Genomic DNA, 13,422 nt, shown 5'->3' with positions numbered 1-13,422 from the left:
CGCCGCACCATGGCCAAGTGGACCGCTTTCCCCCATGACAACAGCGCTTTCCAGTACAGCGCCGCCAGCCTGAAGAAGCACTGGGCCCGCCTGCATGCTGGCGACGCCGAGCCCTGGCCCAAGGACGCGGCCGTGGTCGAGGCCTGGATCCACTTCCACGCCGGCGACTTCCAGAAAGCCTACGAGGCCGGCCTGGCCGCCGGCGGCGCCGGCATCACGGTGGCCAACAAGGCCCAGGCCATCTACGCCAACTACCTGGAAAAGAAAGAGAAGACCAAGCTTGAGATGTTCCTGGAAGTGGCCGAGCGCGCCGACGCCCAGCAGCAGGAAGAGCCCAAGAACCCCGCCGCCTACTACTGGCAGGCCTATGCCATCGGCCGCTACGGCCAGGGCATCAGCGTTGCCAAAGCCCTGGCCCAAGGCCTGGGCAGCAAGGTCAAGAACGCGCTCGAGAAAACCATCGAGCTGGCGCCCAAGCATGCCGACGCCCACATCGCCCTGGGCGCCTTCCACGCCGAGGTGATCGACAAGGTCGGCAAGCTGCTGGGCAAGACCCAGGGCGCGGACACCGCCACCGGCCTGAAGATGTTCGAGCAGGCGATCAAGCTCAACCCCAGCAGCGCGATCGCCATGATCGAGCGGGCCAACGGCCTGGTCATGCTGGAAGGCGACAAGCGCATGAAAGAGGCCGAAAGCCTCTATGCCGACGCCGCCGCCTGCGAGCCCATGGACGCCATGGAATGCCTGGACGTCGAAATGGCGCGAGAAGAGCTGGAAGACTGATCGGCTGTGTGACAGGGCTTGAAAACAGCGCGGCCAAAGCCCGGAAAAGCGTGCACAAACGCACGTTTTCAATTGGATGGAAAGCCGCCTCCCCCCGCACTCGCGGATGGATTTTCACCAGCAGGCTGGCTAAGCTGTGACACCTGAGGCGGACACCTTCGAGCCAGCCGCTTGACCGAGCCCGCGGACTTCACCTCACCCCGACACGAAAAGGTTGATCCACCATGAAGCGCACCCTGATTGCCCTCGCCCTCGCCCCGCTGGCCGCGGCCTCCTGGGCCCAAACCCCCGAAGCCACCGCCCTGCGCGTGGAATGCGCCGCCAAGTACCAGTCCAGCATCGAGCCCGCCCAGGCCGCCGCTGAGTACCAATTCGTCTACCGCAAGGGCGAGTACCGCGGCGAGAAGCAAGGCAACAAGACCATCGGCTGCACCGAGAAGCAGTACAACGCCTACTTGGCCAGCGTGGACCCCACCCGCGTGATGAACGCCTACCCGACCGCCGCCGGCCGCCCCAACATCAAGCCGAACCTGAAGCCCAACCTGGCCGACCAAGTCGACAAGAAGTGATCCAAGCGCCCTGCATGGGGCGCTCGTGATTCAGCCGCAAAAGGCGCGCAGCTCCCAAGGGGGCTTGCGCGCTTTTTTCTTGGTGGGCGGGCGGCGGTGATCGGCACGAAGCCGCCTTTGGTTTGGCTCGTGAGGCCCTGCAGCCCGCGCCGCCACCGGGCTCATGGTTCCGGGGTCGGCCCTAACGGGCCGACTTCCCTGCGCTGCTCGCGCCTCGGGGCTGGCGCGTAACTCACTTCGCTCCCTGCGTTCGCTTCGTTCAGACAGAAGCGCCAAGTCAGAACTTGAAGCGCACGGGTAGGTGCGCGCCCCGAGGCGCTGTGCTGCTCGGCCCGGCACAAATCGCCCGGCAGCGGCACGGGCTGCAGGGCGCTTGCATCGCGGTCGATGTGCATCATCAACCGTGGAGCACGCCACCTCCGGAGGTGGCTCGGCCCGCCGACGGGCGATTTGTGCGCGGCCGAGGGCGCAGCGGAGCGGCTCAGGCGCGCGCCGAAGTTTGCTTCAAGCGCGCGTCAAGCTCTGACTCGGCGCCACTGTTTGACCACAGTGAGCGAAGTGAACGGAGGGAGTTTGGCGCCGCTGAGCCGCGCAGTGAGCACCGAGGGGAGTCGGCTCAAAGAGCCGACCCGCGAACCATGAGCCCGGCGGCGGGACGAGACACCGCAGCGAGCAAGAACAACACAGCGGGGATCGCAAGGAACCAATCCCAGCTCCCTGACTTACAAATCCGCGCCCTCTTCCCCCCACGGCAGCATCAAGGCCAGCACCAGGAGCTTGTCGAACTCGGGGGCGAATTGCTCAATGATGCCTTCGGGGTCCGGGCACAAGGTGCTGTCGGTGATCAGGCCGAATTGCACGCGGCCGGCGTAGGTCAGGATGCTGACGCCCACGCCGATGTCGCCGGACTGCGGCACCCAGAACATCACCCGCTCCACGGTCGAGCCGCAGAAATGCAGGGACTCCGCCGGGCCAGGCACATTGGTCATCACCGCCGTCGCCTTTTTAGCGAAGACATTGAGCATGGCCTGTTGCACCGGCTTGATCAGCAAGCCGGCCACCGAGAGCAGGCCAAAGGCCAGTACCGGCTGGAAGCTGCCTTTCAAATCCTGCATGCGCGAGCGCACGGCGTAGAGGCGCTCGACCGGGTTCTCGATGCCGATGGGCAACACCAGCGGCACCAGGCCAAAGCGATTGCCCAGCTGGTAAGCCTTTTCCATCGGCCGCAGATTGACCGGCACCATGGCGCGGATCTCCTTGCCCGCCACATCCTCGCCCTTGGCCTGCAGATAACGCCCAATCGCACCGGCCACACAGCTGAGCAGCACATCGTTGATCGAGCAGTTCAGCGCCTTGCCCACGGCCTTGACGGCATCGAGCGGCAGGCCATCGTCCCAGGCGACGCGCTTTTGAGTGCCTGGCTTGCCCTTGAGCTGGGTCGGCGAATCGTCCGACATCAGGGCAAAGGCCGCCACATCGCTGACCGCCTGATAACCCATGCGCGCCATGTCCATGGAGCTGTCGAGCGGATGGTGAGGCTGCATCAGCGTGTCCACCGACTTGGCCATGCCCGCGCCGGCCACACGGATGGCCTTGATGGTCATAGCGCTGATGGGCTTGAGCAAGGCATCGGTCAGCCAGTCCTGGTCATCACGGGGCTGCTGCAGGCGCTTCGGCGGCGCCTTGCCGCCGTCGGTGATGGACAGCATCACGGCGATCAGGGCGATGCCATCGCCGATGCAATGGTGGATGCGGGCGACCAGGGCGCTCGAGCCATCGCCCATGTCCTCGATCAGCTGGAACTGCCAGAGCGGGTGGGCCGGGTTCAGCGGCTCGGCCGCCAGCTCGCCGACACGTTCTTTGAGGCAATCCTGCCGGCTCTGGCCGCGCCGGGGCAGCAGCTCTTCGGCCTGCACATGGTGAGTGATGTCGAAGTCATCGTCTTCCACCCATTGCGCACCCATGGCGTCTTCCACCACCTTTTGACGGAAGCGCCCGTACTGCAGCAGCCGCGCCTCGACGCGTTCGCGCAAGGCCGCCAGGCTGATACCGGGGCGGATGATCCAGACCCCGACGATCATCATCAGGTTGGACTCCGTGTCCATGCGCAACCAGGCGGTGTCGACCTTGGACATGCGTTCCGTCACAGTGGCCAATGCAGTCTCCTTGAGGAATTAGAGTGTCTTGTCCAGACAATGCTGGGTAACATCGTTGGCGTCCATCCCGATTGTTACCAGTTCAGTCGGCACTCACCGCCATCTAGGAGACACCATGAGCCTGAAAGACCAATTCGAAGCCGCTGTGGCCGAGTCCAAGAACCTGCCCGAGCGTCCCGACAATATGACCCTGCTGAAGCTCTACGCGCTCTACAAGCAAGGCAGCAGCGGCGATGTGGACGGCAGCCGCCCGGGCTTCACCGACATGGTCGGCCGCGCCAAATGGGACGCCTGGAACGAGCTCAAGGGCACCAGCAGCGACGAAGCGATGCAAAGCTACATCGACCTGATCGAATCGCTGAAGTGATCGAGACAGACCCCGGGCCTGCGTGATGCGGGCTCGGCGCCTTGCTCAAGCCGGCTTCACGCCGGCTTTTTCTTGCCCGCCGTTTTTTTCCTGCCGCCCGCCTCTCCCGCCAACAGGCCGTCGAGCTCCTTCTGGATCTCGCCCTCGATGGTGGATTTGAAGGCGCCCAGCAGCAGGCCCAGCTTGGCGTGCAGCTCGAAATGATCGGCGGTGACGATCAGCTCGCCCTTGACGCCCGAGCGCGTGAACTCGACGGTGTCGCTGGTCTTGCCTTCCAGCACCGTGCATTCCATGTCGAACTTTTCTTCGACCTGCTCGGCCCAGGCCCAGGCGATCTCGCGGGCACGCTTGAGCCCGAGGGCATGGTCACGGTGGATGCGGATGTCGGCCATGGTGCGTTCTTTCCTTCTCTTTTTTTCTCACTCTGCAGAATTCTTGAGCTCTTGCAGGCGCATTCTGCGCTGCTCCGGCGGCAACTCGGCCAAGGCTTTCACGGCCGTGTAAAAACGCGGCCAGTCGCCGCCCTCGCGGTCCAGCAAGGCTTCGAACTGCGGCGCCAGCTCGGTATAGGCCGAGAGCAGGGCAAAGCTCGCGTTGTTGGCGCGCGCAAACCAGGCGTCATAGCCGCTGTCACCGCCCCACTGCGCCGCCTTGAGCTGCGCATGCTCGGCCCGCATCTCGGCCAACAGCTGCGCCTTGGCCGCACGCTTGGCCTCCTCATCCATCGGCTGGACATACAGCGCTTCCAGCCGCTCGCGGTATCGCTGAGTCAGGGCGCGGAACTGCACACGCTGCGACTGCCGTGCCAGATAGCGCTCGCGCTCGGCCGCGCTGCCCTGAGCCTGCAACCAGGCCAGGGCGCCACGCCGCTCCACTGCGGTGGCAAAAGACTCGTTGAACTGCGTGTCATCGGCCGCGTACACGACCTGATGGGACAGCTCATGGAAGATCAGCCCGGCCAGCTCCGCCTCGGGCTGGTTCATGAAGGTGTTGAGCAGCGGGTCGCCGCCCAGCAGCCGGCTCCAGCCCAGGGTCGAGTAGGCGGGTACGCCGTAGACCATGACCTCATAGCCCTCGGCGCGCAGCTCGGCGGCATAGGCCTCGGCCTCGGCCTGGTTGAAGTAACCGCGATAGCCCACGCAACCCATGATGGGAAAGCACCAGGTCTTGAGTGTCAGGCTCAGCTCGGGCGCAGCCACCACATTCCAGACCGCGGCCGAGCGGCCCAGGTCGGCGTAGCGGCGGTAGCTGTTGTTGTCCGGCAGGTGCAGCTGCTGCACTGCGAAGTCGCGCATGCGCTGGCTCTGTTGCAGGCGCTCGCGCAGGGCGGGCTTGAGCGCCGGGTCGGCCAGCCACTCGTCCACCGGCTTGGCGGCAGAGACCAGGCGCAGATGGCCGCCGACCGACTGGCCCAAATAGCCGATCTGCGCGCAGCCGCCCAGCGAGGCGAGCAAGCCCGCAGCCGCAGCCGCCAGCAAGGCCCAGCGCCAGCGCTTCTTCTTCATCGCCTTCTTCTTCAGCACCTCAGGCGGCCTTGACCTCGACCAGGCAGTCGTAAAAACTCGGCGCCCGGCCCATGTCCGTCAGCCGCTGGTGCGTCACCTCGTTGACATTGCTGCCACCGGCGCCCAGCTTGCGCCACCACACGCCCAGGCCGTTGACCACACCGGGCCGGGCGCGCGGGCTGATACGGGCACGGCACAGATAACTACCCCGGTCATTGAACACCCGAACCATGGCGCCGTCCTGCAGGCCGCGGGCCGCAGCGTCTTCAGCATGCAGCTCGACCAGAGGCTCGCCCTCGATGTCACGCAAGCTCTTGACGTTGACGAAGCTGGAGTTGAGGAAGTTGCGTGCCGGCGGCGAGATCATGGCCAGCGGGTAGCGCGCGGCCAGCTCGGGGCTGGAGCGGCGGCTTTCGTAATTGGCCACGAAGTCCGCGCCGGCCGCCTGCGCCCGGCCGTTGGGCGTGGGGAAACGCCCTTCAGCAAACGGCGCCTCCTTCAGCGGCAGGCTTTGCCAGCCCTGGGCGCGCAAGGCTTCGAAATCGATCTCGGCGCTGAAGGCCTGTCGAGCCAGCTGCTCGTCGCTCTCGCGGAAGCACTCATCTTCGAAGCCCATGGCCGCGGCCAGCTCGCGGAAGATCTGGGTGTTGGGCTTGGCCTCGCCGATGGGCGCAATCGCCGGCTCGTTGATCAGCACATCGGTGTGGCCGTAGCTGGTGTGCACATCCAGATGTTCCAGCTGCGTGGTGGCCGGCAGCACATAGTCAGCCAGGTCGGCCGTGTCGGTCATGAAATGCTCGAGCACCACGGTGAACAGGTCCTCGCGCTTGAAGCCCTTCACCACCTTGGGCGACTCGGGCGCCACCGCCACCGGGTTGCTGTTGTAGACGATCAGCGCCTCGATCTTGGGGCCGAACTCGGGCGAGGCCTCGCGCAGCAGATCGTCGCCGATGGTGCTCATATTGATCAGGCGGGGCTGGCGGCCGGCCAGCAGCTCGGGCCGCTCCAGCGCGGCCATGTTCTTGAAGGGCGCAAACCAGCCCGAGCTGGACAGCAGCAGGCCACCAGCGCGCGAACGCCAGGCGCCGGTCAGGCAAGGCAGCAGGGCCACCAGGCGCACCGCATTGCCACCGCCACGCACGCGCTGCATGCCGTAGTTGAGGCGGATGGCTGCCGGTGATGTTTGCGCGTAGTCGCGCGCCAGGCCGCGCACTTCATCCGCCGTGATGCCGCAGACCTCGGCCACCGCCTCGGGCGACCAGTTCAGCGCGCGCGCCTTCAGCTCCTCCCAGCCATCGACATGGCGGGCGATGTAGTCGTGGTCCAGCCAGTCATGGGCGATCAGCTCATGCATCAGGCCCAAGGCCAGGGCGCCGTCGGTGCCGGGCAGCAGGGCGATGTGCTGGTGGCATTTGTCGGCCGTCTCGGTCTTGCGCGGGTCGATGCAGATCAGCTTGGCACCCTCGCGCTTGGCCTTGTTGGCGTAGGTCCAGAAATGCAGATTGGAGGCGATCGAGTTGCTGCCCCAGATCAGGATCAGGCGGCTCTCGGCGAAGAACGGCAGGTGCATGCCGACCTTGTGGCCGTAGGTCGCCGTCAGCGCTGCCGCGCCGGCCGAGGCGCAGATGGTGCGATCCAACTGCGAGGCGCCCAACTTGTTGAAAAAACGCGCCGACATGCCCTCGCCTTGCAGCAAGCCCATGGTGCCCGCATAGCTGTAGGGCAGGATGGCCTGTGGGTCGCGCGCGGCGATGGTCTTCAGCCGCGCCGAGATATCGGCCAGGGCCTCGGCCCAGCTGACCGGCTCAAAGCGCGGCGCCTCGTCCTTGCGGCTGACCCGCTTGAGCGGCTGCAGCAGCCGCTCTTCGTGATACGTGCGCTCGGCATAGCGCGAGACCTTGGTGCACAGCGCCCCGTGCGTACTCGGGTGATCGGCGGCGCCCTGGATCTTGATCACCCGGCCCTGGTCGACCGTGATGCGCAGGGCGCAGGTGTCGGGGCAGTCGTGCGGGCAGGCGCCCTTGACGATGTGAGGCGAGGCGCGATCCGGCAGGGATGTGGGGGCGAGAAGGTCTTGCATGGCGAGACTATTGCACAGCTGCCCGGGGGGCCGGGCACGCAGCGCACAAAGCCCCGGCCTCAGAGCTTCAATTCAGCACCTGGCACATGCCCGTATCGCAGCGCACGCGCAGCGGCGCGCAGGACAGCTCGAAGATTTCGACATGGCCTTGGCGAGACAGCAGACGGGCGCTGGGGCGGATGCCGGCGGGGCCGCGGCAGGCCGCTTGTTCCATGGCGGTGCGCTCGGCTTCAAACTCGAAGCGGCTGGCCGGGGCTGAAGCTGATGCGCCGGCTGAAGCCGCGGGCTTTGGCGCCAGCGCCGGAACAGCAAGGGCTGCGACCTTGGCAACAGCTTCCGCTTTGGCCGGCGGCCGAGCGATGGCGGGCGATGGCTGAACTGCCGCCGCAGGGCTTGGCTCAGCAAGCGCCACGCTCGGCACCGCAGCTTTGGCGACGGCGACGGGAGGAGCGCCAGCTGCAGCAGGCGCCGGCTTCGATGCAGCCGGGGCTGCCACCTGCATCAGCGGGCTGTGAACGAGGCTGCTTTCGTTCACGCCGGCCCGGCCGGTGGCGGCATCCACGGCGTGCAGGCGCGAGCCGGCGCTGAGAAGGCCCATCTTGACCTCTTGCCAGACGAAACTGGGCTGGCCGATCTGGGTGCTGATGCGCAGCTGGTGGGTGTTCTCGCCCTTGGAGACGATTTCGTGTTCGCCCGGCGGCACATCGGCGATCACAAAGGTCTTGCCCTTGGTGGTGCCGGCCACCTGGCCGTCCACGCTGAGGTCCAGGCCGACCAGGGTACCCAGGAATTCATTGCGGTAGATGTAGATGCGCGAGAGGCCGGCCGGCGCTTCGAAGCGCTTGGCGGCGCTGTCCTCGCCGGCCGGCGCGGTCTTGATGCTGGCGCAGCCGCCCAGGCCCAGCAAAGCCAGGGCCGCCAGCGCGGCAGCGGCGCGGCGCCCAAGCACGATGGCCGGCCCGGAAGAAAGCCAAGCGGAGACGAAGGGCAGGCGAACCGGTTCATGTGTCATGTGCAAGGGGCAGTCGGGCCGAGAGAAGCAGCCGCTGCAGCGAAAGTGGCCAAAGGAGGGCCGAGTCTAGGGGCTGATCTCCGCCGCCCGAGGATGAAACGCCGGCTTTGCCACCAAGAGCCGCCCGGCTGTGAGCAATGCACGCAGCGGCCACTCCGAGACCCCCGCGGTTTAGACTGGCGCACTGCAGTTTTTCTGCCACCTTCACCCCTCAGCCAACCACCCACCGGGCCGACCTGGCCATGCCGCCATGAAGTTCATCGACTCCATCCTGGCCGATGCGCCGCTGATCCAGCGCCTGCGCCGCGACATCCATGCCCACCCCGAGCTCTGCTTCCAGGAGCAGCGCACCTCGGACCTGATCGCCCAGACCCTGAGCGAATGGGGCATTCCGGTGCACCGCGGCCTGGGAACGACCGGGGTGGTGGGCATCGTCAAGAACGGCACGAGCGAGCGGGCCGTGGGCCTGCGCGCCGACATCGACGCCCTGCCGATGACGGAGCACAACACCTTTGCGCATGCCAGCACCCAGCCCGGCAAGATGCACGCCTGCGGCCATGACGGCCACACCGCCATGCTGCTGGCCGCGGCCAAGCATCTGGCCACCAACCGCAATTTCGACGGCACCGTCTACCTGGTCTTCCAGCCGGCCGAAGAAGGCGGCGGCGGCGCGCGCGAGATGATCAAGGACGGGCTCTTCAAGCTCTTCCCCATGGAGGCCATGTTCGGCGCGCACAACTGGCCGGGCATGCCGGCCGGCGCTTTTGCGCTCAAGACCGGGCCGGTGTTCGCCTCCAGCAATGAATTCAAGATCACCTTGCGCGGCAAGGGCGCGCATGCGGCCATGCCGCATCTGGGCGTGGACCCGGTGCCGGCGGCCTGCCAGATGGTGCAGGCCTTCCAGACCATCATCAGCCGCAACAAGCGCCCGGCCGAGGCCGGCGTGATCTCGGTGACCATGATCCATGCGGGCGAGGCCACCAACGTCATCCCCGACGCCTGCGTGATCGAGGGCACGGTGCGCACCTTCACCCTGGAGCTGCTGGACCTGATCGAGCGGCGCATGGAAGAAATGGCGCAGGGCATCGCCAGCGCGTTTGAGGTCAGCTGCGAGTTCAAGTTCCGCCGCAACTACCCGCCCACCATCAACCACCCCGCTGAGACCGAATTCGTGCACCAGACGCTCAGCGCCATGGTCGGGCCTGAGATGGTGCAAGAGTTCGAGCCCACCATGGGCGCCGAAGACTTCAGCTTCTTCCTGCAGGAAAAACCGGGCTGCTATTTCCTGATCGGCAATGGCGACGGCAGCCACCGCATCGGTGGCCACGGCATGGGCCCCTGCACCCTGCACAACCCCAGCTACGACTTCAACGACGAGCTGATCCCCCTGGGCGGCTCGATGTGGGTGCAGCTGGCCGAGGCCTGGCTGAAGCAGCCGCGGACCTGAGGGGGGACGCTGCCATGGCAGAGCAGGCCGAATCCTTTTTCGCGCAGAGCTATGCCGAGGCGCGTGCCAAGTTCCTGGCTACGGCCGAGGCCGCCGGCCTGGACCCGGAGCCGCATCGCCACCCGCTGCTGGGCCGCGAGGGCGAGACCCTGGCCCTTGATGTGCTGCGCCAGGGCCTGGCTCGCGGCCGGGCCGAGCGCCTCTTGATCCTCAGCAGCGCCTGCCACGGCGTGGAGGGCTTTGCCGGCTCGGGCATCCAGTGCGGCCTGCTGGCCGATACCGAATGGCTGGCCGCCGTGCGCGCCAGCGGTGTCTGTGTGCTCTATCTGCACGGCCTGAACCCGCATGGTTTTTCCTGGTGGCGCCGGGTCACGCAGGAAGGCGTGGATCTGAACCGCAACTTCGTCGATTTCCACCAACGCCCCCTGCCCGCCAACCCGGGCTACGAAGAGCTGGCCAGCGCCCTGCTGCCCCGCCAGTGGCCGCCCAGCGCCGAGAATGAGGCGCGCTTGAGCGACTACATCGCCCGCCACGGCCGGGCCGCCTGGCAGCAAGCCGTCAGCGGCGGCCAGTACACGCATGAGCTGGGCCTGTTCTACGGCGGCCACGCGCCGACCTGGAGCCACATCACCCTGCGCCATGTGCTGGAAGAACACCTGGCCGGCGTGCGCGAGCTGGCCTGGATCGATCTGCACACGGGCCTGGGGCCTTGCGGCCATGGCGAGCGCATCGACACCGGCCTGGGCGCGGACGAAGGCCTGGCCCGAGCGCGCCAGTGGTGGGGCGCCGGCGTGACCTCGCTGCGCGAGGGCAACTCCAGCTCGGCGCCGCTGCAGGGCCTGATGTGGTCAGTCGCCGAATCGGTGTGCGCCCAGGTGGCGCCCGGCGCGCGTTGCACCGGCATCGCACTGGAGTTCGGCACCCTGCCCCTGGACGAGATGATCCTGGCCCTGCGCGCCGACCATTGGCTGGAGGCCCACCCCGAGGCGCCGCCCGAGCAGGCACAGGCCATCAAACGCCAGATCCGCGACGCGTTTTACATCGACACCCCAGCCTGGAAAACCCAGCTGCTGGCGCAAGCCCGTGAGGCGGCGCAGCAGGCCCTGGCCGGTCTGAGCGCAGCCCCACTTCCTTGATTTGACCGAGACCCCATGAGCGACCCAGCCCAAACCCAAAACCCTCTCCCCGCACTCAGCGACGCCGAGATCGAGACCATTCACCAGGAGACCCAGCACTGGCTGGAAAAGGCCGTCATCGGCCTCAACCTCTGCCCCTTCGCCAAGAGCGTGCATGTCAACAATCGGCTGCGCTATGTGGTCAGCCAGGCCGCAACGCCCGAGGACCTGCTGAAAGAGCTGGCCCGCGAGCTGCTGGCCCTGAACCGGACCGACCCGGACGAGATCGAAACCGCCGTGCTGATCCACCCGCGCGTGCTGACGGACTTCCTGGACTTCAACGATTTCCTCGGCGCCGCCGACGCCCTGGTCGAAGACCTGGAACTGGACGGCATCCTGCAAGTCGCCAGCTTCCACCCCGACTACCAGTTCGCCGGCACCGACATCGACGACATCAGCAACTACAGCAACCGCTCGCCCTACCCCACCCTGCACCTGCTGCGCGAAAGCAGCATCGAACGAGCGACAGAGACCATGGCCGACACCGACGCCATCTACGAGGCGAATATGGCCACACTGGAAAAGCTGGGGCTGGAGGGCTGGAAAGCTCTCGGCCTGAAGGCGCGCGGCTGAGCTCCGCAGGGCATGAAGCGCCATGTCCGGATTTGACCGAAACCGGACCGGATCGGGCGCGACGCGGCCTTGCGACGGCGGCACAGTGGAGGCACTGAAACCCAGCCCTTCAACCCGGAGCCTCTGCCCATGAAAACCGCCCTGCTGCTGATCGACGTTCAAGAATCTTTCCGTCAACGCCCCTACTGGAGCACGGCCGAGCTGCCCGCTTTCCTCGACGCCACACGGCGACTGATCGAAGGCGCGCAGGCCCAAGGCCTGCCCATCGTGCGCGTCTTCCACAGCGATGGCCCCGAAACGGCCGACAACCCCTTCGCCCTGGCCTCGGGCCTGGTGCGGCCGCTGGAGGAGCTGCCGGCTCTGCAGCCGGCGCTGGAGGTACTCAAGCACCGCCACAGCGCCCTGGCCGGCACGGGCCTGGCCATCTGGCTGCATCAACAGGGCATGCAGCGCCTGATCGTCAGCGGCATCCGCACCGAGCAATGCTGCGAGACGACCACCCGCCACGCCAGCGACGAAGGCTGGCAGGTCGACTACGTGACCGAGGCCACGCTGACCTTTGCCATGCAACACGCCAGCGGCGCCACGCTGAGCCCGGCCGAGATCAAGCTGCGCACCGAGACCGTGCTGCAGGACCGCTTTGCCGAGATCTGCACGGTGGACCAGGCCCTGGCGCGCGCGGCGGCGGCTGCTGCCGTCCCGGCCTGAGACCGGACCCAGGCGCTAAGCTCGCTTCATGTCCACACCGATTGATGTCCTGATGTGGGTGCAGCCCGGCACCTTGCTGCTCGATCTGGCCGGGCCGGCCGAAGCCTTTCGCCTGGCCAACCAGGCCCTGCGCCGGCGCCAGCAGCCCGAGGCCTTTCGCCTGCGCTTCATCGGCATGGAGGCCGAGTGCGCCAGCTCGGTCGGCCTGCAGCTCAGCGGCCTGGAGCCGCCGCCCGAGAGCCTGGCGCCGGGCAGCTGGCTGATCCTCAGCGGCTGCCGCAGCAAGGCGCCCGATGAGCCGGCGCCGAGCAGCGAGCAACTGGCGCAAGAGCTGGCCGGCGAGCGCTGGTTGGCCCGGCAGGGTCAGGTCTTGCTGCGCGAGGGCGGGCGCCTGGTGTGCATCTGCTCGGGCACCTTGCTGGCGGCGCGCGCCGGCCTGCTGGGGCGCGGCGTGCGCTGCACCAGCCACCACGAGATGCTCGACCAGCTGCGCGCGCTGGCGCCCGAGGCCCAGGTCGTGGACAACCGCGTCTTCGTGCTCGATGGCCCCGAGGAGCAGATCGCCAGCAGCGCCGGCATCACCGCCGGCATCGACCTCAGCCTGCACCTGATCGCCCAGCAATGCGGCGAGGCCCTGGCCGCCAGCGTGGCCCAGACCATGGTGGTCTACCTGCGCCGCAGCAGCAAGGACCCCGAGCTCTCGCCCCTGCTGGCCCACCGCCACCACCTGCACGCAGCCCTGCACCGCCTGCAAGACGCCATCTGCGCCGAGCCCGCGCGCGACTGGAGCCTGGACGCCATGGCCGCCCGCGCCCACGTCACGCCGCGCCACCTGAGCCGCTTGTTCGCAGAACATGCCGGCATCAGCCCGCTGGGCTATCTGCAAAGCATCCGTCTGGAGCGCGCCGAACAGGCCCTGGCCCGCGGCGCCAGCGCCAGCGATGCGGCCCTGGCGGCCGGTTTCAGCTCCGACCAGCAGCTGCGGCGCACGCGGCAGGCGCGGGCGGCGGCGGGCACCCGGCCGACACATTGAGCCGACGCATGGAG

13 protein-coding genes are annotated in these 13,422 nt (G+C 67.3%); 8 read left to right on the top strand and 5 right to left on the bottom strand.

Translation table 11 applies throughout. From position 1 onward, the window contains the following. Window positions 1–9 precede the first annotated feature (9 nt). Window positions 10–783, top strand: a complete 774-nt coding sequence (locus OOB33_RS08445; protein ID WP_102768004.1) for a hypothetical protein — start codon at window positions 10–12, stop codon at window positions 781–783. Window positions 784–1,007: 224 nt separating this feature from the next. Next, entirely contained in the window at window positions 1,008–1,352 is a 345-nt protein-coding gene (locus OOB33_RS08440) for a hypothetical protein (RefSeq protein ID WP_102768005.1), read from the top strand. Between the two features lie 722 nt (window positions 1,353–2,074). On the opposite strand, the gene OOB33_RS08435 is transcribed toward OOB33_RS08440, so the two are convergent. Further along, window positions 2,075–3,487 carry a wax ester/triacylglycerol synthase family O-acyltransferase gene (locus OOB33_RS08435; protein WP_102768006.1) on the bottom strand — a complete coding sequence of 471 codons (1,413 nt, stop codon included), beginning with the start codon at window positions 3,485–3,487 and terminating at the stop codon, window positions 2,075–2,077. A 136-nt stretch (window positions 3,488–3,623) separates the two neighbouring features. Here OOB33_RS08435 and OOB33_RS08430 point away from each other — a divergent pair, with 136 nt between their 5' ends. After that, window positions 3,624–3,875, top strand: coding sequence for an acyl-CoA-binding protein (locus tag OOB33_RS08430; RefSeq protein WP_102768007.1), 252 nt, complete (start codon window positions 3,624–3,626; stop codon window positions 3,873–3,875). 56 nt (window positions 3,876–3,931) lie between these two features. On the opposite strand, the gene OOB33_RS08425 is transcribed toward OOB33_RS08430, so the two are convergent. The 4 genes from OOB33_RS08425 to OOB33_RS08410 form a co-directional block, all read right to left on the bottom strand. Beyond that, entirely contained in the window at window positions 3,932–4,267 is a 336-nt protein-coding gene (locus tag OOB33_RS08425; RefSeq protein ID WP_271008353.1) for a polyhydroxyalkanoic acid system family protein, read from the bottom strand. 27 nt (window positions 4,268–4,294) lie between these two features. Beyond that, a complete protein-coding gene (locus OOB33_RS08420; RefSeq protein ID WP_271008352.1) occupies window positions 4,295–5,380 on the bottom strand; it encodes an aminopeptidase in 1,086 nt (361 codons plus the stop codon). Between the two features lie 19 nt (window positions 5,381–5,399). Next, window positions 5,400–7,460 carry a molybdopterin-containing oxidoreductase family protein gene (locus OOB33_RS08415; protein ID WP_271008351.1) on the bottom strand — a complete coding sequence of 687 codons (2,061 nt, stop codon included), beginning with the start codon at window positions 7,458–7,460 and terminating at the stop codon, window positions 5,400–5,402. Window positions 7,461–7,527: 67 nt separating this feature from the next. Continuing rightward, window positions 7,528–8,472: a DUF2846 domain-containing protein gene (locus OOB33_RS08410; RefSeq protein WP_271008350.1), complete on the bottom strand. Its 945-nt coding sequence runs from the start codon at window positions 8,470–8,472 to the stop codon at window positions 7,528–7,530. A 250-nt stretch (window positions 8,473–8,722) separates the two neighbouring features. On the opposite strand from OOB33_RS08410, the gene OOB33_RS08405 reads away from it, so the two are divergent. From OOB33_RS08405 to OOB33_RS08385, 5 genes are all read left to right on the top strand, one after another. Beyond that, complete coding sequence (locus tag OOB33_RS08405; RefSeq protein ID WP_271008349.1) at window positions 8,723–9,919, top strand: M20 aminoacylase family protein; 1,197 nt, start codon at window positions 8,723–8,725, stop codon at window positions 9,917–9,919. Window positions 9,920–9,933: 14 nt separating this feature from the next. Then, window positions 9,934–11,055 (top strand): M14 family metallopeptidase, encoded by a 1,122-nt coding sequence (locus OOB33_RS08400; protein ID WP_271008348.1) that lies wholly within the window; start codon window positions 9,934–9,936, stop codon window positions 11,053–11,055. A 15-nt stretch (window positions 11,056–11,070) separates the two neighbouring features. Then, window positions 11,071–11,667, top strand: a complete 597-nt coding sequence (locus tag OOB33_RS08395) for a DUF1415 domain-containing protein (RefSeq protein WP_271008347.1) — start codon at window positions 11,071–11,073, stop codon at window positions 11,665–11,667. A gap of 129 nt (window positions 11,668–11,796) precedes the next feature. Continuing rightward, window positions 11,797–12,375: a cysteine hydrolase family protein gene (locus OOB33_RS08390; protein ID WP_271008346.1), complete on the top strand. Its 579-nt coding sequence runs from the start codon at window positions 11,797–11,799 to the stop codon at window positions 12,373–12,375. Between the two features lie 28 nt (window positions 12,376–12,403). Beyond that, window positions 12,404–13,408 carry a GlxA family transcriptional regulator gene (locus tag OOB33_RS08385; protein ID WP_102768015.1) on the top strand — a complete coding sequence of 335 codons (1,005 nt, stop codon included), beginning with the start codon at window positions 12,404–12,406 and terminating at the stop codon, window positions 13,406–13,408. Window positions 13,409–13,422 lie beyond the last annotated feature (14 nt).

This window comes from Paucibacter sp. B51 (assembly GCF_027863535.1).
GTDB lineage: Bacteria > Pseudomonadota > Gammaproteobacteria > Burkholderiales > Burkholderiaceae_C > Paucibacter_A > Paucibacter_A aquatilis.
The sequence above is the reverse complement of the archived record's forward strand: the minus strand, read 5'-3'. Positions and strand labels throughout refer to the sequence as shown.

Coding starts and splice junctions, on each gene's coding strand:
- OOB33_RS08415 (WP_271008351.1), bottom strand. CDS start 7,460: ATGCAAGACCTTCTCGCCCCCACATCCCTGCCGGATCGCGCCTCGCCT.
- OOB33_RS08390 (WP_271008346.1), top strand. CDS start 11,797: ATGAAAACCGCCCTGCTGCTGATCGACGTTCAAGAATCTTTCCGTCAA.
- OOB33_RS08405 (WP_271008349.1), top strand. CDS start 8,723: ATGAAGTTCATCGACTCCATCCTGGCCGATGCGCCGCTGATCCAGCGC.
- OOB33_RS08385 (WP_102768015.1), top strand. CDS start 12,404: ATGTCCACACCGATTGATGTCCTGATGTGGGTGCAGCCCGGCACCTTG.
- OOB33_RS08400 (WP_271008348.1), top strand. CDS start 9,934: ATGGCAGAGCAGGCCGAATCCTTTTTCGCGCAGAGCTATGCCGAGGCG.
- OOB33_RS08425 (WP_271008353.1), bottom strand. CDS start 4,267: ATGGCCGACATCCGCATCCACCGTGACCATGCCCTCGGGCTCAAGCGT.
- OOB33_RS08440 (WP_102768005.1), top strand. CDS start 1,008: ATGAAGCGCACCCTGATTGCCCTCGCCCTCGCCCCGCTGGCCGCGGCC.
- OOB33_RS08395 (WP_271008347.1), top strand. CDS start 11,071: ATGAGCGACCCAGCCCAAACCCAAAACCCTCTCCCCGCACTCAGCGAC.
- OOB33_RS08435 (WP_102768006.1), bottom strand. CDS start 3,487: ATGTCCAAGGTCGACACCGCCTGGTTGCGCATGGACACGGAGTCCAAC.
- OOB33_RS08445 (WP_102768004.1), top strand. CDS start 10: ATGGCCAAGTGGACCGCTTTCCCCCATGACAACAGCGCTTTCCAGTAC.
- OOB33_RS08410 (WP_271008350.1), bottom strand. CDS start 8,472: ATGACACATGAACCGGTTCGCCTGCCCTTCGTCTCCGCTTGGCTTTCT.
- OOB33_RS08420 (WP_271008352.1), bottom strand. CDS start 5,380: ATGAAGAAGAAGCGCTGGCGCTGGGCCTTGCTGGCGGCTGCGGCTGCG.
- OOB33_RS08430 (WP_102768007.1), top strand. CDS start 3,624: ATGAGCCTGAAAGACCAATTCGAAGCCGCTGTGGCCGAGTCCAAGAAC.